This is a genomic window from Brucella sp. GW823-FHT04E01 (assembly GCF_058796175.1).
In genome coordinates this window covers 463028-484172 of record NZ_JBXAIK010000002.1, presented here as the reverse complement: position 1 = coordinate 484172, position 21145 = coordinate 463028, and the positions used below count along the sequence as shown (strand labels likewise).

Below are 21145 nucleotides of genomic sequence, written 5' to 3'. Positions count from 1 at the left end.
CTTACTGCGGTCTTGTTATATTAGCCGTGTGCTCGGGGGTTTCGCTTTGAAAGCAGTAAGAGCGAGGCGATGATGATCGTTCCAATGATGAACAGAAACGCCGCAGCAGCGATGGCTGGACTTATATTCTCTCTGATTGTCGAGAACATCTGACGAGCAACCGTGCGTTGGTTCGGACCTGCAACAAACAAGGTTAGCACGACTTCGTCCAAGGACGTTGCAAAAGCAAACACCGCCCCTGTCACGATGCCCGGTGTTGCCAATGGTAGAGTTACCTGACGCAAAACCATCCAAGGTGATGCGCCAAGGCTAGCTGCGGCATTTTCCAGGCGGCGGTCAATGCCCTGAAGCGCAGCGGTCACGTTAACAACAACAAACGGAATTGCAATGACCGTATGAGCAACGATGACACCCATATACGTATTTGCGAGGCCATACTGTGCGAACATCAACTGCATGCCGACGCCAAGCACGACTGCTGGAACGACCATTGGCAGCAGAAATACTGTTCGAAAGAAGCTGAATAACAAAGATACAGACTTTCCACGTAATCCGAGTGCAGCAACCGTACCAAGAATGCTCGCAAGGATCGTCGTTCCAATTCCAATAGTTAAACTATTGACGATGGATCGACGCCAAGCGTCGGCCGTGAACAACTCATGAAACCAACGAAAAGAAAAACCAGGAATCGGGTAATTCAAGAAAATGCTGTCTGTAAAAGCCAGAGGAAGGATGGCAAATAACGGAGCCATCAAAAAGATGATAACCCCAGACCCGAATATTGCCTTGCTGACGATGAGCGTTCTCATGCGCGCGCTTCCTCCGAAGATAGACGAAGATAGACGACGTAGAGGATCATTGTTGCAGCCAGAAGCACGATTCCAAGCGCGCCGGCCATACCCCAGTTGGCCGCCCCAGTAGCGTAATAGGCGATGACAGAGCTAATCATCTGATCCTTAGCCCCCCCGATCAGTGCTGGTGTGATGTAGTAACCAAGTGCACTCATAAAGACGAGAAGCCCTCCGGACACGACACCCCGAAGGCTCAGTGGCAGCAATACAAGTACAAACGCACGAATGGGCGACGCACCTAAAGATGCAGCGGCAGGCATCAGGTTCTTCGGAATCCCGATGAGAACGCTGAAGATCGGCAGTACCATGAAGGGTAGAAGGACGTGGGTCATTGCAATCACGACGCCCAACCGGTTGAAGATGAGTGGAACGGGCCCGCTTGTCAAACCAAGGGTTTGAAGCGTCATATTGATGAGGCCATTGTCCTGAAGAATGATGTACCAGGCTGCAGTTCGCACAAGGAGCGAAGTCCAGAGAGGAAGAAGCACAGCTCCCAGTAGCAATTGACGTCTCCAACCATTAGTCGATGCGACAACCATCGCAAAGGGTAGTCCTATAGCAACACAACATATCGTCACCACTCCGGCCATGATCAGCGTTCGAAAGAGCGTGGTCCGATTGGCGGATTTATCTTCGGGCACATTGATGATACTGCCGTTGGCGTCTCGCTGTAGATCGACAGCCGACAGCAGGTTTCTGTCGGTAATCGTGGTGCTAGCCGCTTCCTGGATTGCAATCCAGAATACCGGATCGCTCCATCGCGGGTCCACCGACACCAGATCGGAGATTGACTGGTTCTCCGCAACAGCGGTACGTGTCTTGGTCATCAAGGTGCGAAAGCCGGACTTTGCACTGTTCAATCGACGGACCAAGTCGCCGAAAAGCTCATCGTCGCTGACATTTCGGATGTCGTTGGCGAGCGCTAGCTGAGCTGCCGCCGACGGGACAGTTGCTCTGTCCCAATCCTGCAGGGACTCGGATACGGTGGGTAGTGCTCTTGACGCGATAGGATCGGAAACCGCCGACTTCATCATCGTTGCAAGTGGTGCGACGAAGAAAAATGCCAGGAAGAGACCCAGTGGTGCAATTAGCGCTATCGACTTGATTTGATTTTGGAGCCGAGATGGACGGTTCATGAAACGACCCAGCATTGTTCCGGAGCGAAAGAGGCTATGACCTCTTGCCCTATTTTTGGCGTGATCGCAGTTCTAGTAGCCTTGACCACGAAGGATCTGTTTCCGGCGTCCACTTGTACCTGAAGATGGTCACCGTGATACACAATATCGGCTACCGTTACCTTTAGCTGATTTTTTGCCGCTCCAGACTGTCCGAGCTCTATACGTTCCGGGCGCACAGACACATTGATAGTGCTTCGAGGTTCCAAGCCTGCGGTAGATGCTACTTTGATTGTTTGACCATCATCCAAAGTGACGTCCACGATGCCATTGGACGATGAAGCGACTGTGCCGCTCACTAGGTTAGTTTCGCCAATAAACTCGGCAACGAACTGAGTTTTTGGCCGGTCGTAAATTTCCGAGGGTTCGCCGATCTGCTCGATCTTGCCGTGATTGAAGATCGCTATGCGATCGGACATCGTCAAAGCTTCAGTCTGATCGTGTGTAACAAAGACGATAGTCAAGCCTAAGCGATGATGGATATCGCGAATATCCATCTGCATCTGTTCGCGAAGCTTCTTGTCAAGAGCGCCCAACGGCTCATCCATCAATACGACTTCCGGCTCGAATACCAATGCGCGAGCCAGCGCAACCCTCTGTTGCTGACCACCGGATAATTGTATTGGTCGACGTTCGTGGAAGGCACCCAGTTGAACCATGTCGAGGGCCTTCGTCACACGCTCGACAATCTCGGCTTTGGAAAGGCCCCTCATCTTGAGCGGAAATCCTACGTTGTCCGCAACAGACATGTGAGGAAACAAAGCGTAATTCTGGAATACAACTCCCATATTTCGCTTATGGGGCGGCAAAGCATCTACGCGCCTGCCACCTACAGCAATTGCACCGCTAGTTGGATTCTCGAAACCGGCCAGCATCATGAGAAGTGTTGTCTTGCCGGACCCGGATGGGCCCAGCATGCTCACGAATTCTCCCTTGCCAATCGACAGATCGAGATTATCGACAACGGTCATCATACCGAACGCTTTGCTGACCTGGTCGAAATGGATAAACGCGTCACTCATCATAACCTGCGCTGATTTTTGGCAGTCTCGAGGCCAAAGGCTGCTCCGCTGCCCCTGAGGGCAACGGAGCAAGAGATTGCAATCGTTGATTCTTATTGAGCTAGCCAGGCATTGAAACGCTGCGTCAACTCTTCCAGGTTGTCGGTCCAGAAATCCACGTCCAGAGCGATGGCTCCGCCGATGTTTTCATCGGCAGTCGGAAGCTCTTTCTGGAACTGTTCAAGCACCAGCTTCGTCGCCCCAAGGGTCGGTAAACCGTAAGCGATATATTCAGGAAGTTTCGCCTGGTTCTCCGCCTTGCTGGCATAGGCGATGAAATCCATGCCCGCATCCTTGTTCGGGCTATCTTTCAAAATGACCCAGCTATCGATGGCGTATACACTGCCCGGGAACACAAATCCGAACTTCTTGCCTTCGGACCGGTTGATGCCGCTGATACGACCATTGTAAGCAGAAGTCATAACGACCTGCCCTGACGAGAGCAGCTGTAGCGGCTGCGCGCCAGCGTCCCACCAGATGATATCTGCCTTCAATTCTTCAAGTTTCCTGAAAGCCCGGTCAACGCCGCCTTCACTGCTCAAAACTTCATAAACCTGATTAGCAGGAACGCCGTCGGCCATCAATGCGAACTCAAGAGCGTATTTCGGCCCTTTGCGAAGGCCGCGCTTGCCGGGAAACTTCTTCGTATCCCAGAAATCAGCCCATGTCCTTGGCTCTTCTTTGAGCTTTTCGCCGTCATATGAAAGCCCGGTCGACCACACGATATTGCCAACACCACAGTCACTGACTGCTGCAGGAAGATATGCATCCTTCCCGCCAAGCTTCTCCCAATCAATTTTCTCATAGATACCGTCGGCGCACCCTAGCGCTAATTCTTCAGCCTCAACTTCCACCACGTCCCAGTTTGGAACACCGGCCTTCACCTTGGCCTGGAGAACGCCGTAACCGCCCTCCCAACTTTCGTCCAAAACCGGCTTGCCGATCGTGGAGGCGAAGGGTTGAAAGAAAATTTTACGTTGCGCGTCCTGAAAATTTCCTCCCCAGGATACAACGGTCAGATCACGGGCCTGGGCACCAAAGACACCTGCTGCCAGGACTGTGGACGCTATAATCGAAACTTTGAGTATGTTCATCGGACGCTCCCCTTTGTGCTCTCGATGGCCTATAGCAAAGCACGTTTGAAAACTTTGGAAAGCGGGGTTAACCGAAACGATCAATATATTCACCATATTTCAGTATAGGGTGAAGGGATTAATAAGTTGGCGGAGTAACCGCGCTTATAATCTCGCTCTGACCGTCGAAGACATTTCGAAACCGATGAGGCATACGGCTATCAAAATAATACCCATCGCCGGGTTTTAGCACCCTCTTCTGGCTTCCGACCGTAACTTCAACCAGACCAGAAAGTACCATGCCAGCCTCCTGTGCTGCGTGAGTGAATTCCTCGCCAGAATCCGCCCCAGGTGCATAACGTTCATGTAACATGAGAAGTTCTCGATTGGGATGGTCCAGACCGATTACTCTATAGGAAATAGTATCTACCTTCCCAATCTCAGCTAAATCTGCCGACGAATAGAAGGGCGAATAGGGAAGGCTGGATTGCAAATCGGAGAAAAAACCGGTCAGTGTTGTCCCCAACGCATCGAGTACTGCACCAAGAGTGTCGATGGACGGGCTCATCCGGTCACGTTCGATCAATGATATTGTGGAGTGAGATATCCCGGAACGAGCGGCGAGTTCTCGAACTCCCAGATCTCGGCGACGACGAAGTTCGCGAAGTTTGCTACCGATTTTAGGCATATATCGTTTTCCATGTTTCTGTGCTTACCCACATTGTCATCGTAAACGCAGGGAGGATACCTGGAGCGAAATTGGTTCATCTGCTTTGGTGATTATAATGAACATATGGTTTGTGGGCAATTGTCGGATAGCCAAGCTTGGAAGATGTTGAGGATGATCATCCCACACAGGAGGTTTTGATGACGTCGCGTCTCGATGCGCTGAAAGGCAAGTTTATTCAAATAAAAGAACCGACACGAGACGCCGTCTCTGATACGGCGCCAGTCGAAAAAATAGTGAAGGACATCATCGCAAATGTCCGAGAACGCGGCGATGCTGCTGTTCGCGAATATTCTCATGCTTTTGATAAAGCGGATCTCGACCGTTTCGAGGTCACTGAGGAAGAAAAGCTCAAGGCCGTTGCCGACCTTGATCCGCAGACGCGTCAAGACACCGAATTTGCCATCGCCAATGTCCGCCGTTTCGCCGAAGCACAACTCGGCACGATCCTCCCGTTGGAAATTGAGAGCTTGCCGGGCCTGCATCTCGGTCATCGGGTTATTCCGATTGAAATCGTAGGCTGTTACGTACCAGGCGGACGTTATCCTCTTCTCTCAGCCCCGGTAATGACGATCGTCCCGGCTAAAGTCGCTGGTTGTGATCAGGTCATCGCCTGTCTTCCCCCGAATGCGCATCAGGCCATGATTGCAGGCTGTCATCTGGCGGGTGCAGACCGCATCTTCCGCGTCGGCGGTGCACAGGCAATCGCAGCCATGGCATATGGCACGGAGACTATTCCCGCGGTCGACAAAATCGTGGGGCCCGGCAATGCGTTTGTAAACGAAGCAAAGCGTCAGGTTTTCGGCCAAGTAGGTATTGATCAGCTCGCGGGGCCAAGCGAAATCTTCATCGTTGCCGACGAAACAGCCAATCCTGCGACGCTGGCGACCGACATGCTTGCTCAGGCTGAGCATGACGTCCGCACACGCGTTGGCCTGGTTACGACAGATCGGAAGCTGGCGGATGAGACCATCAAAGAAGTCGAAAAACAGCTGCGGAACCTTTCCACCGCTGCTGTAGCAGGGGTTGCATGGAAAGATTACGGCGAAGTGACCGTTGTTGACGACGAAGAAACCATGATCGCCTACTCCGACTATATCGCAACAGAGCATCTTCAGGTCCACACACGCGACCCGAAGGCAACGGCGAAAAAGCTCCGCAACTATGGTTCGATTTTCATCGGCGAACTGGCCAGTGTTGTATACTCCGACAAATGCTGCGGCACGAACCACACACTGCCCACTATGGCGGCGGGCCGTTACACGGGTGGACTTTGGGTGGGCTCATACGTAAAAATTGCCACGCATCAATGGCTGGACGAGCGTGGCGTTGCTGCTGTAGCGCCAGCTGCTGTTCGGCAAAGCGCAACGGAACAGCTCGAAGGACACCGTCGGGCCGCAGCGCTCCGACTGAGCCCTGAACAGTTGGAAACTGTCTAGTTAGCCATCCCGATTATCGCGATGTCGGGAAGAAGCCGCCGAGGTATTTCGGCGGCTTCTTTCTGCTTAACAGGCCCTTCGGAATAAGGGAACGAAGCACTCCACGCCAACCTTGACGCTTCGAAGAGAAGGCTAACTATTGCTGCTTCGAGAGCACGATGAAATGATTCTGGAGAATGTTAGCGCCGCGACCTGATTGCCAGTCAAAATTCGTATCACGCTTGTTTACGCGTTGCTGCGACAGGCTTTTTTGATCTGTGCAGCAGAACGTCAATGCGGCATGGATAGAAACAATCCTGCCCGCATGGAAAGGTAGTGATTAGTTGGGAGAAGCCGACGTTCATATTGCTGGCGAGCATTTGGATGGAGGCACGATGACGTGGAATGAAATTACCAACGGTTTTCTGGGTGAGAGTGCGGACGACAGGAAATATGTCAAACCGATGCAAACGAGGCTTCTATCAAGGTGCTGGATTATCAGGCCAGCAAATTCATCGCGGTAATTTCATCGGTAATAAGTCCGTTGATGATGCTGCCGCGGAGCGCAGACAACAATGGTTGCACTTTCCGTTCACCCGAAGCCACGCAAATGCGTTGTCTGCTGACATTGATCTGCGGTGCGACGCTGGTGATACGCAAATTCGTGGCACCTTCGACGATTTTCCCATCGATATCAAATGCCCAACCGCAAATTTCTCCAACGCCTCCAAGCCTGTTAAGTTGAAAAAGCTCATCGCGGCTAAGAAACCCTTCTTTTGCAAGTGGCGAATCCGCCGCCAGATCGCTGATCCCGGTCACCCAGAGATCGGCAGTCGATGCTAGTTGGTGGACGCGCCTCACCGGCTCAATAGCTAGCAACGCGTCCCTTTCTTCTACCGAAGATAGGTAGAGCGGCAAAAGAAGCGGATAATGCTGTGCGCTGACTGTTTCCGAAAGCTTGATCAAGGCATCGAACGGGCTCGCCGATCCGTCAATGCCAATATGCCCCACCAGTGACACCAGTCGATGGACCGAGCCGTTGAGTGGAGAAACGCGCTGGACCGTGGCGCGCATGGTGCGGCCGGTGCCAAGCGCCATCACAATGGCAGTTCTGGACCGTAACTGCCGCTCTATGAAAACGGCAGCGGCTTCGGGGACGGTCGTTGAACCTTCCGGCCAAGTCCCTTCCGAGGGAACAACGTCGCAATAAGCTAGGTCGAATTTCTCCGACATCCTGCCTGCAAGTTCCATGCAATTTGCAATTGGATGGTTCATCCGAAACGTGATCAGCCCTTCAGACCGGCATTGTGATACAAATCTCTGTGCCGTGGGGCGTGAAACGCCCAGCATCTGTGCGATCTCGTCCTGTGTCTTGCCGGCAATATAATAAAGCCAACCCGCTCTTGCGGCATCGTCCAGTCTGGGTTTGTCGTTATCGGCCATCGGCGGAAATTTCTCTCAGTAGGGCAGGCAGGTCGGCAGCACGCTTTAAAATGTGATCCGCACCGGCATTAAGCAATGTTTCAGTATTGTCCAGTACCGAATAGTGGCTCCCACCGGTAAATCCGACAGCCGTCATCCCCGCTGCCTTGGCAGCCTTTACGCCGCTGGGGCTGTCTTCGACAACGACGCATCGTGGGGCCGACACCCCCATCTGTCTGGCCGCATAAAGAAAGAGGTCAGGAGCAGGCTTGCCGTGTTTAACCATCGTTGTACTGAAGATACTGCCTTCGAAAAGTGGTAGTAGACCTGTTTGCCCCAATGATATCTGAAGTCGTTCCTCATCGCTAGATGAGGCGACGCAGCGGGGCAGTGGTATAGCTTCAATCGCCGAACGAATTCCATCAACGGCAACCAGTTCGTGTTCAAAGCGCGTAAAAAGATACTCTCGCCAGCTTGAAACAAATGTGTCGGGGAGTGGCTTGTTCATTTGTTCCGTAAAGGCATCGGTCACTGCCGACGCCGGGCGTCCCAGGAAAGTCCGCAATGCATAGTCGAGGTCCGTCGGTACGCCGTGCCTGCTCAGCACATCGGCCACTGCGCCGCAGCTGATGATCTCGCTGTCGACCAGCACCCCGTCACAGTCAAAAATGACCAGATCGAATGCTAGCGAGGCGGGGTTCATTTGGGTGATATCCATCAAGCGACTCATGAGAAAATGATTGATATGTGAGCGTATGATAAAATCGGCGTGTTTGGAAGAGCAATATCGCCTTGCGTTCCAAACGCAAATATAAGCGCATTAAAGGGCAGGATAAGTAATCATTTTGACGCTTCAATTATGGGCTGGACAAACGATTATCAGAGCGTATGCTCAAAATGAAAGCACTTGATCGAGACGGGAGGATACGATGAAGCGTCTTTTAGTGGCTTCCTTGATGTTGGGCTGTTCGATGCTGTCCAGCATAGCGGCTGAGGCAAAAACGCAGATCGAATTCTGGCATGCGATGGGAGGCGTGCTCAATGATCGCGTGAATGAACTTTCGAAGAAGTTCAATGAATCTCAGGATGAGTATGAGATTGTCCCGGTCAATAAGGGCAAATATGAAGAGCTTATCAATGCGATGATTGCAGCCTATCGCGCGAAGCGCGCGCCGGTCATTGTGCAAACCAATGAACGCGCATTTTTGACCATGCTGAACTCATCGGCGGTAATACCCGTCGCCGATCTGATGGCCAAGGAAGGCTACAGTATCGACTGGAATACGGTGATTGCGCCGGTTGCCGCTTACTATCGCGACAAGGGTAAGTTGCAGGCTCTGCCATTCAACTCGTCAACGCCAATCCTTTGGTACAATCAGGATCATTTCAAGGCCGCAGGCTTTGAAAAGCCAGCTGATAACTGGGATGAGTTGACACAACAGTTGCACGCGATCCATGACAAGGGCATTTCGAAATGTGCCATGGTTTTGCCGGGCGACTATGAGTGGAGCTTTCTCGAAAACTACGCTGCCGTGAACGACTACCCTTATGGCACAAAGCGCAATGGCATTGACGGTATCGATACCGAGTTTGTTTTCAACAAGTCTCTGACCCGTCAAGTGGAGCGCATGCATGACCTCGTTTCGAGCGGGGTCATGGAGATCGCGGGTCAGGGAATTCAGCCGGTTCAGTTGTTCACCTCAGGCACCTGTTCGACGATTATTGCATCGACTGCTTCTCATGCTGCGGTGGAGGTTTCAGCAAAATTCCCGTGGAATGCGACTTTCCTCCCCCATGAAAAGGACCGTACAGCACATAATAGTGTCATCGGTGGCGGCGCTTTATGGGCAATGAAGGGTCATTCCGACGATGAATATAAAGGCGCTGCCGCGTTCTTCGACTTTCTTGCAAAGCCGGAAACTCAGGTGTGGTGGAGCAAAAACACCGGCTATGTTCCCGTTACGACGACGGCCTATGAAGCGCTGAAAAGTGAAGGCTATTTCGAGCAGCATCCCACCCGCGCCATCGCGGTTGAACAGCTTATGCGCAAGCCAAACTCCGATAATTCGCTGGGCTTCCGCTTCGGTAACTCCAATCAGGCCAATATCTTCATTATGGAAGAAGTGATGGCCGCCTCACTGGGGCAGAAGCCGGCACAGGAAGCGCTGGATTCCGCTGTCACGCGCGGCAACGAAGTGCTTCGCCGCTTTGAAAAGCTAAGCGCAGGAAAATAAGGCAATGAAAGCACAAGGTGGAGGTGCTTTCCGTCTGCGCTCCCCTTTGGGGGAGCGGCAGGAAAGCGGCCTGAAGCGCGCGCATTTTCGAGAATGGAAAACGCCAGTCCTATTGCTGGCGCCACAAATGCTCGTCCTGCTGTTCTTCTTTTTCATTCCGTCATTCAGGGCGCTCATCCAGGCGTTTCAGCTCAATGATCCGTTTGGCGGTTCAGTGCAATGGGTTGGCTTCTCGAACTTTGCGGCATTAATCGCCAGCCCGTCTTACTGGATGTCGGCCAAAATGACGCTCTGGTTCACGCTGGCGCAGAATGCAATCACGCTTTCGGTTGCGTTGCTGTTTGCTTTCGCGACCAACCATATCATCCGCGCTCGTGGCGCTTATCGTACGATCTTGTTGCTTCCTTATGCTATCGCTCCCGCAGTTGCGGGCATAATGCTGGCATTTCTGTTCAACACCCGTGTCGGACCGATTGCGCAAATACTGCACACGCTCGGTATCGGTTGGGACCCCACGAAGAACACCACCGATGCGATGATCCTTATCATCCTTGCGGCATCCTGGAAGCACATCTGTTACAACTACATTTTTCTCGTCGCCGCACTTTTGGCCGTGCCGCGTTCGATCCTGGAATCTGCCGCCATCGATGGTGCGGGGCCCATTCGACGGTTCCAGCGCATTTCCCTGCCGATGATCGCGCCGACGCTGTTCTTCCTGATCGTCATCAACTTCGTCTACGGCCTGTTCGACACATTTGCGATTATAGATGCCACGACACGTGGCGGACCGGCAGGGGCGACGTCGATCCTCGTCTATAAGGTCTATCAGGATGGCTTCGTCAATCTGGACATGGGCTCGTCTGCTGCGCAGTCGGTCATTTTGATGATACTCGCTCTCGCCCTCACATTCGCGCAATTTCGCTTGGTCGAACGGCGCGTCAATTATGCGGTATAAATCATGAATGAACGCACACCGATATTGGACGTGGTTTGCCATGCGGTTCTCATAATCGGGATCGTGTTGGTTTGCCTGCCACTTTATTTCGTGGTGGTCACGGGTTCGCTGAGCCAGCAGGACGTGTTGAAAGTCCCGATGAGTTGGCTGCCGGGCGACCAGTTTTTGGTCAATTCGCTGGAAGTTCTGACAACGATCAATTTCGGGCAGCTTTTGTTGAACACGTTTATCGTGGCGCTCGGAATTACCGTCGGAAAACTGGCTCTGTCGGTGCTTGCCGCCTTTGCAGTCACCTATTTCCGCTTTCCGTTCCGAATGACCGCCTTTTGGCTGATATTCATATCGATGATGCTGCCGATTGAGGTGCGAATTGTCCCAACCTATGAATCAGCAGCCAATATGGCGCTGCCGCTGAATATCATCTTTGCTTGGTTGGGCATTTCGGTCGAGCTGAACTGGAACATGGTGAACACCTATCCTGGACTTATCCTGCCGATCATCGCTTCAGCAACGGCAACATTTTTGTTCAGGCAGTTCTTTCTGACAATTCCTGACGATCTGTGTGAAGCCGCGCGGATTGACGGCGCCAAGCCGATGCAATTCTTCTTCTGCATTCTGCTTCCACTTTCCCGGTCGAATATCGTGGCATTGTCGATCATTCTCTTCCTGATGGGCTGGAACCAGTATCTGTGGCCGTTGTTGATGACGACAGACCCCAATATGGCGACCGCCGTTGTGGGTTTGAAACAGGTGATGCCGCAGTCGGATGGTCTTCCGACATGGCACCTTCTCATGAACGCCTCGCTTTGGACCATGCTTCCGCCCGTGCTGGTGATCCTCATCATGCAGCGATGGTTCGTGAAGGGTCTCGTCGACAGCGGCAAATAGTGAACAATTGGAGAATACAAAAATGGTGAAGATCATTGGTCATCGCGGTGGGCGTAATCTGTGGGCCGAAAATAGTATCGCAGGCTTTCAAAACCTGCTCGCTTTCGATGTCGATGCAGTGGAACTCGACGTACATTTGAGTTCCGATGGTGTGCCGGTTGTGATCCATGACGCGTTGCTCGACCGTACCACCAATGGCAGAGGACCTGTTCAGGCGCAAAGTGCCGAAGCGCTTGGAAAAGTCCTCTTGAACGACAGCCGCGGTCAAACCGTACCCACTCTAGCGGATGTGCTGGATATCTTCGCTCTCACCCAGCTGGAGCTTGAGCTGGAGATCAAGATTGATGAGCGGGGAAGACCATATCCCGGTATGCCCGAAAAGATCATTACCCTTGCTCAAGAGCGCAATATGCTGGATCGTGTCTTCCTCACCTGCTTCGTGCCGGAAGTACTGGAAGATATCCGCATGAAATTTCCAAACCAGCAGTTGCTGATGTCGATTGACCGGCGCTCGGCGGAGTTTTTCGGTGGATTTGAAAAAGTGCTGAAGCGTGGCAACGATGTTGCAACGGTGTTGGCTTTTGAGAAGAGCTTGCTGGAGATTGTATTAGACCAATGTGTGGCTGAGGTTGGGACACCAAGGCTTGGATGTTGGGTACCAAATACCGAAACTGAGCTTGAATATTGGTTGAGAAAGCCTATCGGACAATTGACGACTGATCGGCCCGATCTTGCAGTTCTCGTCGCCGGTCGGCAGTCTTCGCCGGTCAATCGGCAGAAAGGGTGAGTTGATGGCCTCGGTCGAACTTCGTTCAATTCACAAGACCTATGGCAATGTGGAAGTCATTCCCAGCATCGATCTTTCGATTGCGGATGCAGAATTCGTTGCGCTTGTCGGACCTTCGGGGTGCGGCAAGTCAACGTTGCTGCGCATGATTGCCGGTCTCGAACAAATCACATCTGGTGATCTGCATATTGGCGACAGGAATGTGAACCGCGCCAATCCTAGTGAGCGCGATGTTGCCATGGTTTTCCAGAATTATGCGCTCTATCCGCATATGTCTGTCTTCGACAACATAGCGTTCAACCTTCAATTAGCGGGCCGACCGAAAGCGGAAATTCGGGATCGGGTCGGTGAAGCGGCGCGGATGCTGGATCTGACAGCACTATTAGACCGCAAGCCGCATCAATTGTCCGGGGGCCAGCGCCAGCGTGTCGCAATGGGGCGCGCCATTGTGCGAAAGCCTTCTGTCTTTCTGTTTGACGAGCCGCTCTCAAATCTCGATGCAAAATTGCGCGTATTGATGCGTGCAGAGATCAAGGAGCTGCACCAGAAGGTGAAGATTACGTCGATTTATGTCACGCACGATCAGATTGAAGCAATGACATTGGCGGATAGAGTCGTGGTGTTGAACAAAGGGCGGATCGAGCAACAGGGCACGCCTATGGAGCTCTACACGAAGCCCGCTAATGTCTTCGTTGCAGGCTTCATTGGTTCTCCCTCGATGAATTTTCTAAACGCAACGGTTGAGCATGGCTCAGCAGGCGTCGTTATCTTGTTGGAAAACGGCGCAAAATTGGACATGCCCGATAGCAACCTTGATAAAGGCGGAAAGGTTGTGCTGGGATTGCGCCCTGAACATCTGGAAGTTCGGCGCCATGGCGGTATTCAAGCAAAAGTGCGCCTTATCGAGCCAACCGGGGCTCAAACCCATGTTGTGCTTGAGGTAGGCTCAGAGAAAGTGACGGCTGTCGTCGACAGCGAGATGCCGCTGACAGTGGGTGATGTCGTCGAACTGGGTATTTCATTCGAACGGATACATCTGTTTGATCCGACCAGTGGTGCCCGCATCGATTGATGACTGTTATCTGGACTTTGCAATAATTCGGCTTTTTGAGATTCGTTATATGAGTGCTCTTTCTTATTCACTTTATAAGTCACGTCATCTTGAATATTGGCCATGGTGTTTTGGGTAAGTACGGATAGATTAATAGGTCGGTTCAACCGGCCGAAAACGCAAAGCATTCTTCGACAGCCTGCTTGATTGCCAGTCAAGAATCTAACAGTTGACTGGAACCATGACCACTTCGTCTTGAAGGAATTGACCCCGTTTATTGAAAAGCGAATTCAATTAGCTGCTACCACCTCCTTCGCAGCAGCTCGGTATGCTGCAACGGTAATGATGATCGCAGCGACGATGCTTGATACGGCGCTGGCGGCGATCGGAATGAAATAGTTATGGCTAACATCATAGATGAAGCCTGCCGCGCTCGGTCCAACAAGGGTTCCTACGGCGACGCTCGTATAGAGCACGCCAATAACACGGCTGGCGTGTCGTGTGCCAAATAGATCGGCCACTACGGCTGGAAGGATTGCGACCCAACCTCCATAGAATACTCCGAATAAAACAGCGAACAGGGCGAGTGGATAGAATGACGAGCTAATGGCCCAGATAAAGAGAGACGCAGCCATGCCGATATACATGGCAACGAGGAACCGCTCTCGACCTATCTTGTCGGCAATGCCGCCGAGAAAAAAGCGACCAACCGTGCTGCCGATGCCTATCACTCCGAGTAACCACACTGCAATTGTCGGGGTAACCCCATGATCGATCGCATAACGCGTTAGATGAACAAAAGGGACGAACACCCCAAGTGAGCCAACGAGGGATGCGATGTATAGCTGGATGAAACGCGGCGTTCGAACGATCCGATCCACCGGTAAACTCGACTGCAGGGAATGAATCCGCGGGGTGGGTACGTCGCGTGCACCGTCCGGTTGCAGTCCTCGTTTCGCTGGATCGTCCTCCATCAACGATGCCGCCAGAAGTCCAAGCACAATCGCGATGAAACCAAGGACCGTGTAGGCGTTGCGCCATCCGACGGTGGAGATCAGCCATACTGCAAATGGAGGCAAAACAAGGGTCCCAACTCCAATGCCGCTGACCGCAAGACCGGAAGCAAAACCGCGATGAATGACAAACCATCGCTGCACTGCGCCGAGCGCAGGCACATAGGCGCTACCGACGCCAAGGCCGATGCCGATGCTATAGGCTGCATAGACCTGAATCATGGATTGGGCCCGGCCGGCCAGGATAAGCCCGGCTCCAACGAAGATCATCCCGACTACAGAAAGCACCTTCACACCGTACCGATCAGCGAGCGGGGCGGACACAATACCAATTCCGAAATAGAGAAAGCCTGCGAATGAGAAGACAAGGGACACCGATCCGCGCGACGCGCCGAACTCGTGCTGAAGTGGTTCAACAAACGAACTGAAGGTGTAGGCACTTCCGAAACCGACGAAGGTTATGACAAAAGTTGCCACGACCACGAGCCAGCCATAGAAAATTATGAACGGCTGCTTTCTGGAGGTCATATTACCCCTCCATAACTTTGATAGAGCAGCGTTAGCATGCAACGATTCAGGGTGATCATTCGACCCTCTTTTTCGCTGCATATTTCCGCGTTCAAGACTTGTGTGGTGCTTCCGGAATAAACCCGATGCGCTTCACAAACTACGAAATGGTTGCGCACAGCTCCGATGAAGTTAGTCTTCAGTTCCGCTGCAGCGAAACTGCGCGCGCCATCCGACAAGAACGACAGACAGCCAGAGCCGCACGCGGAGCCAGTCAATGCGACCACAGTTACCCATTTAGTAGTCTGTGAAGAGAAAGGTACTTCGGCTCGTCCATGACCGGTGCCCTTACGAATTTCAAGCCATTCGAAATCGAGTACGCCTGCCGGACTGCCTGCTAGAGACGTCATGGCTTGCTCGAACCGGTTCATCGCTTCGTTTCCGCAACACAAAACCCAGCCTCACGTTCCCCAAGGACCGGGTGACGGCGATGCCAGTCCGTTACGCTCTGGAACGCTGCGCCAAGACTAAAGAGATTGCTTTCATCGAATGAGGCTGACACCAGTTGCAAGCCGATCGGCGCCCCTTCCGTCGAAAATCCCCCAGGAAAAGCAAGTGTGGGGTGCCCGCTCATGTCGAATGGGCAAGTGTAGCGTTGCAATTTCGCAATCAGTTCGGGTTGCTCACCCAGTGTCGCTATCGTTTTTAATGTGAGAGGGGCAAATGGCTGGACTGGGGTCAGCACGGCGTCAACGGATAAGAACAGCGTTTCGACGTTCCCCCGAAACGCTGCTCGGCGAAGCAATATTTTTTGATAATCTATACCGGAAACGACCATTCCCGCTTCAATGACCGATGATAAGATGGGGCCGTACTGATTCTTATGGATTGGATAGGACAGTTGATGGGCTACAGCCGTCTCTACGGCGCAATTTGGCGTCCAATCGGCCACGATCTGCTGAACAGCGGGAAATGACACATCAACAAGCTCCACGCCAACGCCGGAAAAGACCATACAAGCTTCAGCCAACGCCGTCTGAATCTCGGGATCAACGTCTTCACTATTCCAGCGTCGATCTACACCGATACGCTTACCGCGTACATCGGCATACGTATCGGCAAGGAAATCGTCAACTGGACGAAGACTTGTTGTAGGATCATCGTCATCATGTCCAGCTATTACCTTAAGCATGGCTGCGACGTCGACCACGCTTCGGGCGATCGGCCCAAGGTGATCCAATGAAGGCGCGAGCTCGAACGCTCCGTAACGACTGACACGGCCCCAGGTTGGCTTGATTCCGCATACGCCGTTGGCAGCTGAGGGCCAGCGAATGGAGCCCCCGGTGTCGGAGGCAATCGATCCGAAGCATAGGCCCGCTGCGGTGGCGACGGCCGAACCGCTGGAAGAAATGCCCGTCCAATACTCGCTATTCCAGGGATTATACACCGGGGATATTGAAGGGTGATAATCCGAATAGGCCCCCTCGGTAAGTTGCGTTTTTCCGATCAGCACCGCGCCCGCTTCTTTCAATTTTCGGACCACGGTCGCGTCGCGTGTCGGAACATAGTTCCTATTAACCAGAGTTCCGGCTGCCGTAGGGGCGCCCTCGACCCAGCAGATGTCTTTCACGGCGATGGGAACACCGTGGAGCGGCCCTCGATGTATTCCTTTCGCGATCTCCCGATCTGCCAATTCCGCCTGGAGAATTGCGCTATCGCTTAAAAGCCGCGCATACGCGTTCAATCGGCCATCTATTCGTTGAATACGCGCCAGAAGTGTTTCAGTGACCTCCGCAGAGGTTATTACTCGCCGTGCGATAAGCCTACCAACATCGATCAGATCACTGAATTCTACCTCGAACGTCATTCGTCTTTGGCCTTCCTACCACGCATGCGCGACAATTCGCATTTTCTATGATTTAGAAAATATAGACATCCTTCCAGCCGGAACTGTGTTGACGTCATTGATAAGAGACATTAATCTTTCATTACCTTGCTGAACAAACTATAAGATTTGAACCAAAAGGATTAGATTTACTAATTTATGATCCGTCGACTTCCCCCTCTCAATGCGCTCAAGGCGTTTGAGGCCGCGGCCCGTCACCTGTCGGTCAAGCTGGCCGCAGAGGAATTGTGCGTGACACCGGGAGCAGTAAGTCAGATGCTCAAGGTTCTTGAGGAGAGCTTGGGAGTGAGACTGTTCGATCGGGTGACGCGGGGAATCTATTTAACCGACGCTGGCCGCGACTACCTGCCTTCCATACGGAACGCGTTCCGTCAAATCGCCGACGCGTCAGAACGGATAACGAACCAGAGCGAGACCGGACTGCTCACCATTGGCATCACACCCTTCTTCGCGTCCGCTTGGTTAATCCCACGATTAGCTTCCTTTCGTGAGGCGCAGCCTGACATCGATCTCAAGATCATCACGAGCAATGCACTCGTCGATTTTTCTCGTTCGGATGTGGATGTTGCCATCCGGCATGGGATGGGCCGTTATCCCGGCCTTCGTAGCGATCGCGTCGTGACGGTCGAGGTGATCGCTGTGGCGACGGCTGATCTGGTGAAGGAGTTGGGTATTCCAGATCAACCGTCTGATCTTGTACGCTGGCCACAAGTTCACGACGCCGAACGACAGGGTTGGAGCCTTTGGTTTGAAGCGCATAACGTATCCGAGCGGACAATAGCACGCGGTCCGTCCTTCGATGACAGTGGACTTTTGCTCAAGGCGGTACTTGCCGGTCAGGGTGCAGGACTTTTGCCTGCAGCTCTCGTCGAGGACGAACTGACAAGTGGGCAATTGATCCAGTTGCTGCCCTCAACCAGTATGGAGGAATTCGCCTATTATCTCGTTTGTCCTGACAACAAACAACAGGTGCCGAAGATTACCGCCTTTCGCGACTGGATACTGAGTGCATAGACCCGACTTGGTCGGCGCTTTCGCTGCGCTCGGCATAATCAACCATATCTGAAATGGCGGTATCGATATCACCTCGCGAGACGACCGGTTTGAGGCAGAGAATTACTTCGCTCCTTCTCCGAAATTGCTCAAAAACCCGGGTCCACTAGGAATCGGAAGTTTTGCCGTGCGAGAGTGTTGTAGCAAACGGCCAAATCTAGCTGCTTGGCTACTATTGGTTGAGAATCCCACATCGACAACGTCCGACTGGTCGTGAAGCCTCGGCCGTACCGGCTACAGCCATCTGACTGCACAGCTGCCAACTACCCTAACCGAGAGCGTATCGCGGGGACGCCCTGGCACGAACGGGTCGATCTGTCGCCCACCGGTCACGTAGCGATGCCCAAATATTTCTAATGCCTGCTTCGAGATATCGTCGTTTGTCAAGCGAGCACATAGCCGTTACGCCTCTCAAACACGTGGTTTGTGTCCGTAGCATCGGAAAGAAAGTTTTAGGCATGAAAAAAATATCGGTATCGGTTCTGGCATTGGCTTTCGGCATGATCGGCAACTCGATCGACGCTCATTCCACACCGATTGACTGGAGCCAGCCGACAGAGGCGTTCAAAATTACCGACCACATCTATTACGTCGGCACGCGCGGCCTGGCTTCCTATCTGCTAGTCTCGAATGGGCAGGCGATCCTGCTCGATGGAACGCTGGCAGAGAATGTCAAGCCGATCGAAGACAATATTAAAGCGTTGGGATTCAGGCTCGACGACGTTAAGATTATCCTGAGTAGCCATGCGCATTACGACCACGTCGCCGGCATCGCGCAGTTGAAGCACAGCTCAGGTGCGATATTCATGGCCATGGAGCAGGACGTGCCCGCGCTCGAAAGTGGTATCCCGGAAAGCGATACCAACTATGGCGTGGTCCGCTTCCCGGCGATCAAGGTGGACAGAACGCTGCATGACGGCGACGTCGTTACGCTTGGCGACCTGCGTATGACCGCTACGTTAACGCCCGGTCATACGAAAGGCTGCACGACTTGGTCGCTGATGGACTCCGATACGGGCGCGCAGCGACAGGTTATTTTCCCTTGTAGTATCAGCGTTGCAGGCAACTATCTTGTCCGCAACAAAGTCTACCCGGATATTGTGCAGGATTTCCGCACCAGCTTTGAACGGCTCGACGCCATGAAGGCCGACATCGTTCTGCCCTCACATCCGCAAGTAACCGACCTATTCGAGCAAAAGGCCAGGAGAGACGACGGCGACAAAAACGCGTTTGTCAAACCCGGTCTGCTAAAGAAGATTGTGGAGCAGTCGCGCGTCGCCTTCGAGAAAGAACTCAAGATCGAACAGAAATAGAATTATTGGCGAAGCGAATATGCACCACGGATCGGCATTGCCCTCTTGAAGTGGTCGATGCTGATCCAAACGAAATAATGTGGATAGTAGGGGTCGGTGATGAGCAGCGGTTCGACGGCGTCCCTGATCGCGATTGTACTATACGCAAGTTGCACTTTTGGAATTGCCCAGCCAGTGTTCGAACAAGATGGGCCCTTTCGTGAAGCCGAGGGCTTTGGTACCCCGGCAACCTGCCAGACAATCGATGACTGGATAAATCGCGTGCCGGACTATGACGGCCGTATTACGATGGTCATAAAGGGCGCCATCGAGGAAAGCCATTGGGACGGCGCCCTGGCCTATCTCGTCATGTGCAAGCCGGAAGGAATTCAGGTGATGTGCGTAACCTATGCAGAACGAGAGGCATCACCTAAGTCTGTGCTGTTCGCGGGCGGCTACAGCCGTGTCGGCGAACGCCAGATAGTGCTCGACCCATGCCTGGTATATCCACTAGATTGATCGACTTGTTTGTGCGTCCTACTATTCGAATTGAACGCAGTTGCTGGAGCTGGTTGAATTTGTAAGATATTGACATTAAAGGATTTTTCTCAGCCGCAAGACCTAAAAGTGAAAAACAAGCCTCCCCGTTAACATCTGGCGACATCACAATCGTCGATCGGTTGGAATTTTCACCCGCTCCCCTTCTCGAACCGAAGCTTCGGAAAGTTGAAGGCTCTAAAATTTGCCGATCGAGCCCTAGCTATTGATTAAGTGTCTAGTCGCAGTTGGGAAATTAGGACGTCTTCTAGCCGCGCCATCGGATACCTCGGGAGTACATCCCCGAACCGGCCGTGCAAACCCGGCAGGATCGGTAAGCTATTCCTCTTCCGGAGGAATGCTGCCAAGGCCAATCTCATTTCCATCGGGGTCATAATAAATGACCTTACGGACCCCTTCAGCTGGCCGCTCCTCGTCGCTAAAATCGATGCCTCGTTTTGAAATCTCCGCGATCGTGGCTTCGAGATCGCTGCACATGACGGTCTGGATCGCGCCGCCCGCACGTTTAGGATCGACGATGATATAGATCCAGCGGTATTCTGCTATCAGCCACACCGCTTCCGTATCGTTCGGGCAAAAATTTGGCGAACTGCCAAGGAAGCGTCGATACCATTCGAGAGAGATCCCGAAATTCCTCACAGGAAGCCCGGCAAACATATGTGTTCCTCGCCCGTAAAGTGCGAATTGATCATCTGCCATCGTCGTTTCCGAACAAGAAAGTGAAACTACGCTCTAAAATGGATAAGGTTGTGTCAGAAAGAGGTTTTTAAACGTCAGCCACAAACGCGCATTTTGACTTTGCCAAATGCTGGTTTATTGCACAGCCAACTTTAACCAGCTCACAATAGTGAAGGATGCTGGCACAGAGTTATCGTGCCAACATCCGGACACGATAGTTATTCAGCTGCTGACGGCGCTTGATTCCGCGGACGCGAAGGAGCCGACTTTCTTTTAGGCTTTGGCAAAAGGCCTTCTCGCTGGGCCCTTTTTTTTGCATCTTTGCGAGCACGACGGATTGCCTCATCTTTTTCGCGAACACGCTGTTCTGACGGCTTCTCGTAAGCGCGCCGTGATTTCATTTCACGAAAGACACCCTCGCGCTGTAATTTCTTTTTTAGGACACGGAGCGCTTGTTCAACATTGTTATCGCGTACGAGTACCTGCAATTTCTATC

The 21145-nt window shown here is 52.7% G+C and carries 21 protein-coding genes; 9 read left to right on the top strand and 12 right to left on the bottom strand.

Going from position 1 to position 21145, the window contains the following annotated elements:
* Positions 1-20: 20 nt before the first annotated feature.
* From AC1RHM_RS07620 to AC1RHM_RS07600, 5 genes are all read right to left on the bottom strand, one after another.
* Positions 21-809, bottom strand: coding sequence for an ABC transporter permease (locus AC1RHM_RS07620; RefSeq protein ID WP_151895742.1), 789 nt, complete (start codon positions 807-809; stop codon positions 21-23).
* The gene (locus AC1RHM_RS07615) at positions 806-1987 is read right to left on the bottom strand and encodes an ABC transporter permease (RefSeq protein WP_151895741.1); all 1182 of its coding nucleotides are present in this window, start codon (positions 1985-1987) and stop codon (positions 806-808) included. Before AC1RHM_RS07615 ends, AC1RHM_RS07620 begins: the two co-directional genes overlap by 4 nt.
* Positions 1984-3048, bottom strand: coding sequence for an ABC transporter ATP-binding protein (locus AC1RHM_RS07610; RefSeq protein WP_167387087.1), 1065 nt, complete (start codon positions 3046-3048; stop codon positions 1984-1986). Before AC1RHM_RS07610 ends, AC1RHM_RS07615 begins: the two co-directional genes overlap by 4 nt.
* A gap of 92 nt (positions 3049-3140) precedes the next feature.
* Positions 3141-4181 (bottom strand): ABC transporter substrate-binding protein, encoded by a 1041-nt coding sequence (locus tag AC1RHM_RS07605; RefSeq protein ID WP_151895740.1) that lies wholly within the window; start codon positions 4179-4181, stop codon positions 3141-3143.
* A gap of 118 nt (positions 4182-4299) precedes the next feature.
* The gene (locus tag AC1RHM_RS07600; protein ID WP_094513646.1) at positions 4300-4848 is read right to left on the bottom strand and encodes a cupin domain-containing protein; all 549 of its coding nucleotides are present in this window, start codon (positions 4846-4848) and stop codon (positions 4300-4302) included.
* A 179-nt stretch (positions 4849-5027) separates the two neighbouring features.
* Here AC1RHM_RS07600 and hisD point away from each other — a divergent pair, with 179 nt between their 5' ends.
* Positions 5028-6326 carry a histidinol dehydrogenase gene (gene hisD / locus AC1RHM_RS07595; RefSeq protein ID WP_094513698.1) on the top strand — a complete coding sequence of 433 codons (1299 nt, stop codon included), beginning with the start codon at positions 5028-5030 and terminating at the stop codon, positions 6324-6326.
* A 477-nt stretch (positions 6327-6803) separates the two neighbouring features.
* On the opposite strand, the gene AC1RHM_RS07590 is transcribed toward hisD, so the two are convergent.
* The gene (locus tag AC1RHM_RS07590; protein WP_151895739.1) at positions 6804-7748 is read right to left on the bottom strand and encodes a sugar-binding transcriptional regulator; all 945 of its coding nucleotides are present in this window, start codon (positions 7746-7748) and stop codon (positions 6804-6806) included.
* Complete coding sequence (locus tag AC1RHM_RS07585) at positions 7738-8445, bottom strand: HAD family hydrolase (RefSeq protein WP_244980367.1); 708 nt, start codon at positions 8443-8445, stop codon at positions 7738-7740. Before AC1RHM_RS07585 ends, AC1RHM_RS07590 begins: the two co-directional genes overlap by 11 nt.
* A gap of 211 nt (positions 8446-8656) precedes the next feature.
* Here AC1RHM_RS07585 and AC1RHM_RS07580 point away from each other — a divergent pair, with 211 nt between their 5' ends.
* The 5 genes from AC1RHM_RS07580 to AC1RHM_RS07560 are packed head-to-tail and all read left to right on the top strand — an operon-like array spanning position 8657 to position 13663.
* Positions 8657-9961 carry an extracellular solute-binding protein gene (locus AC1RHM_RS07580; RefSeq protein WP_244980368.1) on the top strand — a complete coding sequence of 435 codons (1305 nt, stop codon included), beginning with the start codon at positions 8657-8659 and terminating at the stop codon, positions 9959-9961.
* Between the two features lie 4 nt (positions 9962-9965).
* On the top strand, positions 9966-10916 hold the full coding sequence (locus AC1RHM_RS07575) for an ABC transporter permease subunit (RefSeq protein WP_151895738.1): 951 nt from the start codon (positions 9966-9968) through the stop codon (positions 10914-10916).
* A gap of 3 nt (positions 10917-10919) precedes the next feature.
* Complete coding sequence (locus tag AC1RHM_RS07570) at positions 10920-11804, top strand: ABC transporter permease subunit (protein ID WP_151895737.1); 885 nt, start codon at positions 10920-10922, stop codon at positions 11802-11804.
* A gap of 22 nt (positions 11805-11826) precedes the next feature.
* Positions 11827-12591 carry a glycerophosphodiester phosphodiesterase family protein gene (locus AC1RHM_RS07565; protein WP_151895736.1) on the top strand — a complete coding sequence of 255 codons (765 nt, stop codon included), beginning with the start codon at positions 11827-11829 and terminating at the stop codon, positions 12589-12591.
* Between the two features lie 4 nt (positions 12592-12595).
* Positions 12596-13663: an ABC transporter ATP-binding protein gene (locus AC1RHM_RS07560; RefSeq protein ID WP_151895735.1), complete on the top strand. Its 1068-nt coding sequence runs from the start codon at positions 12596-12598 to the stop codon at positions 13661-13663.
* 269 nt (positions 13664-13932) lie between these two features.
* Here AC1RHM_RS07560 and AC1RHM_RS07555 read toward each other — a convergent pair whose 3' ends face one another.
* Genes AC1RHM_RS07555 through AC1RHM_RS07545 form a run of 3 tightly spaced genes read right to left on the bottom strand, consistent with a single transcriptional unit; the run spans position 13933 to position 17029 of the window.
* The gene (locus AC1RHM_RS07555) at positions 13933-15183 is read right to left on the bottom strand and encodes an MFS transporter (protein WP_151612502.1); all 1251 of its coding nucleotides are present in this window, start codon (positions 15181-15183) and stop codon (positions 13933-13935) included.
* Positions 15180-15593: a PaaI family thioesterase gene (locus AC1RHM_RS07550; RefSeq protein WP_151612500.1), complete on the bottom strand. Its 414-nt coding sequence runs from the start codon at positions 15591-15593 to the stop codon at positions 15180-15182. Before AC1RHM_RS07550 ends, AC1RHM_RS07555 begins: the two co-directional genes overlap by 4 nt.
* Entirely contained in the window at positions 15590-17029 is a 1440-nt protein-coding gene (locus AC1RHM_RS07545; protein ID WP_151612498.1) for an amidase, read from the bottom strand. Before AC1RHM_RS07545 ends, AC1RHM_RS07550 begins: the two co-directional genes overlap by 4 nt.
* Before the next feature lie 177 nt (positions 17030-17206).
* Between AC1RHM_RS07545 and gcvA the strand changes: the two genes are divergently transcribed.
* The 3 genes from gcvA (at position 17207) to AC1RHM_RS07530 (ending at position 19932) form a co-directional block, all read left to right on the top strand.
* On the top strand, positions 17207-18082 hold the full coding sequence (gcvA, locus tag AC1RHM_RS07540) for a transcriptional regulator GcvA (protein WP_151612496.1): 876 nt from the start codon (positions 17207-17209) through the stop codon (positions 18080-18082).
* A 497-nt stretch (positions 18083-18579) separates the two neighbouring features.
* Positions 18580-19434 carry a subclass B3 metallo-beta-lactamase gene (gene bla, locus AC1RHM_RS07535; RefSeq protein ID WP_226622755.1) on the top strand — a complete coding sequence of 285 codons (855 nt, stop codon included), beginning with the start codon at positions 18580-18582 and terminating at the stop codon, positions 19432-19434.
* A 99-nt stretch (positions 19435-19533) separates the two neighbouring features.
* Complete coding sequence (locus AC1RHM_RS07530; RefSeq protein ID WP_151612493.1) at positions 19534-19932, top strand: hypothetical protein; 399 nt, start codon at positions 19534-19536, stop codon at positions 19930-19932.
* Between the two features lie 357 nt (positions 19933-20289).
* Here AC1RHM_RS07530 and AC1RHM_RS07525 read toward each other — a convergent pair whose 3' ends face one another.
* Both AC1RHM_RS07525 and rpsU read right to left on the bottom strand, forming a co-directional pair.
* Positions 20290-20670, bottom strand: a complete 381-nt coding sequence (locus AC1RHM_RS07525) for a VOC family protein (RefSeq protein WP_192799988.1) — start codon at positions 20668-20670, stop codon at positions 20290-20292.
* A 197-nt stretch (positions 20671-20867) separates the two neighbouring features.
* A complete protein-coding gene (gene rpsU, locus AC1RHM_RS07520; protein ID WP_151612491.1) occupies positions 20868-21137 on the bottom strand; it encodes a 30S ribosomal protein S21 in 270 nt (89 codons plus the stop codon).
* Between the last annotated feature and the right edge of the window lie 8 nt (positions 21138-21145).

Coding starts and splice junctions, on each gene's coding strand:
- AC1RHM_RS07620 (WP_151895742.1), bottom strand. CDS start 809: ATGAGAACGCTCATCGTCAGCAAGGCAATATTCGGGTCTGGGGTTATC.
- AC1RHM_RS07615 (WP_151895741.1), bottom strand. CDS start 1,987: ATGAACCGTCCATCTCGGCTCCAAAATCAAATCAAGTCGATAGCGCTA.
- AC1RHM_RS07610 (WP_167387087.1), bottom strand. CDS start 3,048: ATGAGTGACGCGTTTATCCATTTCGACCAGGTCAGCAAAGCGTTCGGT.
- AC1RHM_RS07605 (WP_151895740.1), bottom strand. CDS start 4,181: ATGAACATACTCAAAGTTTCGATTATAGCGTCCACAGTCCTGGCAGCA.
- AC1RHM_RS07600 (WP_094513646.1), bottom strand. CDS start 4,848: ATGCCTAAAATCGGTAGCAAACTTCGCGAACTTCGTCGTCGCCGAGAT.
- hisD (WP_094513698.1), top strand. CDS start 5,028: ATGACGTCGCGTCTCGATGCGCTGAAAGGCAAGTTTATTCAAATAAAA.
- AC1RHM_RS07590 (WP_151895739.1), bottom strand. CDS start 7,748: ATGGCCGATAACGACAAACCCAGACTGGACGATGCCGCAAGAGCGGGT.
- AC1RHM_RS07585 (WP_244980367.1), bottom strand. CDS start 8,445: ATGGATATCACCCAAATGAACCCCGCCTCGCTAGCATTCGATCTGGTC.
- AC1RHM_RS07580 (WP_244980368.1), top strand. CDS start 8,657: ATGAAGCGTCTTTTAGTGGCTTCCTTGATGTTGGGCTGTTCGATGCTG.
- AC1RHM_RS07575 (WP_151895738.1), top strand. CDS start 9,966: ATGAAAGCACAAGGTGGAGGTGCTTTCCGTCTGCGCTCCCCTTTGGGG.
- AC1RHM_RS07570 (WP_151895737.1), top strand. CDS start 10,920: ATGAATGAACGCACACCGATATTGGACGTGGTTTGCCATGCGGTTCTC.
- AC1RHM_RS07565 (WP_151895736.1), top strand. CDS start 11,827: ATGGTGAAGATCATTGGTCATCGCGGTGGGCGTAATCTGTGGGCCGAA.
- AC1RHM_RS07560 (WP_151895735.1), top strand. CDS start 12,596: ATGGCCTCGGTCGAACTTCGTTCAATTCACAAGACCTATGGCAATGTG.
- AC1RHM_RS07555 (WP_151612502.1), bottom strand. CDS start 15,183: ATGACCTCCAGAAAGCAGCCGTTCATAATTTTCTATGGCTGGCTCGTG.
- AC1RHM_RS07550 (WP_151612500.1), bottom strand. CDS start 15,593: ATGAACCGGTTCGAGCAAGCCATGACGTCTCTAGCAGGCAGTCCGGCA.
- AC1RHM_RS07545 (WP_151612498.1), bottom strand. CDS start 17,029: ATGACGTTCGAGGTAGAATTCAGTGATCTGATCGATGTTGGTAGGCTT.
- gcvA (WP_151612496.1), top strand. CDS start 17,207: ATGATCCGTCGACTTCCCCCTCTCAATGCGCTCAAGGCGTTTGAGGCC.
- bla (WP_226622755.1), top strand. CDS start 18,580: ATGAAAAAAATATCGGTATCGGTTCTGGCATTGGCTTTCGGCATGATC.
- AC1RHM_RS07530 (WP_151612493.1), top strand. CDS start 19,534: ATGAGCAGCGGTTCGACGGCGTCCCTGATCGCGATTGTACTATACGCA.
- AC1RHM_RS07525 (WP_192799988.1), bottom strand. CDS start 20,670: ATGGCAGATGATCAATTCGCACTTTACGGGCGAGGAACACATATGTTT.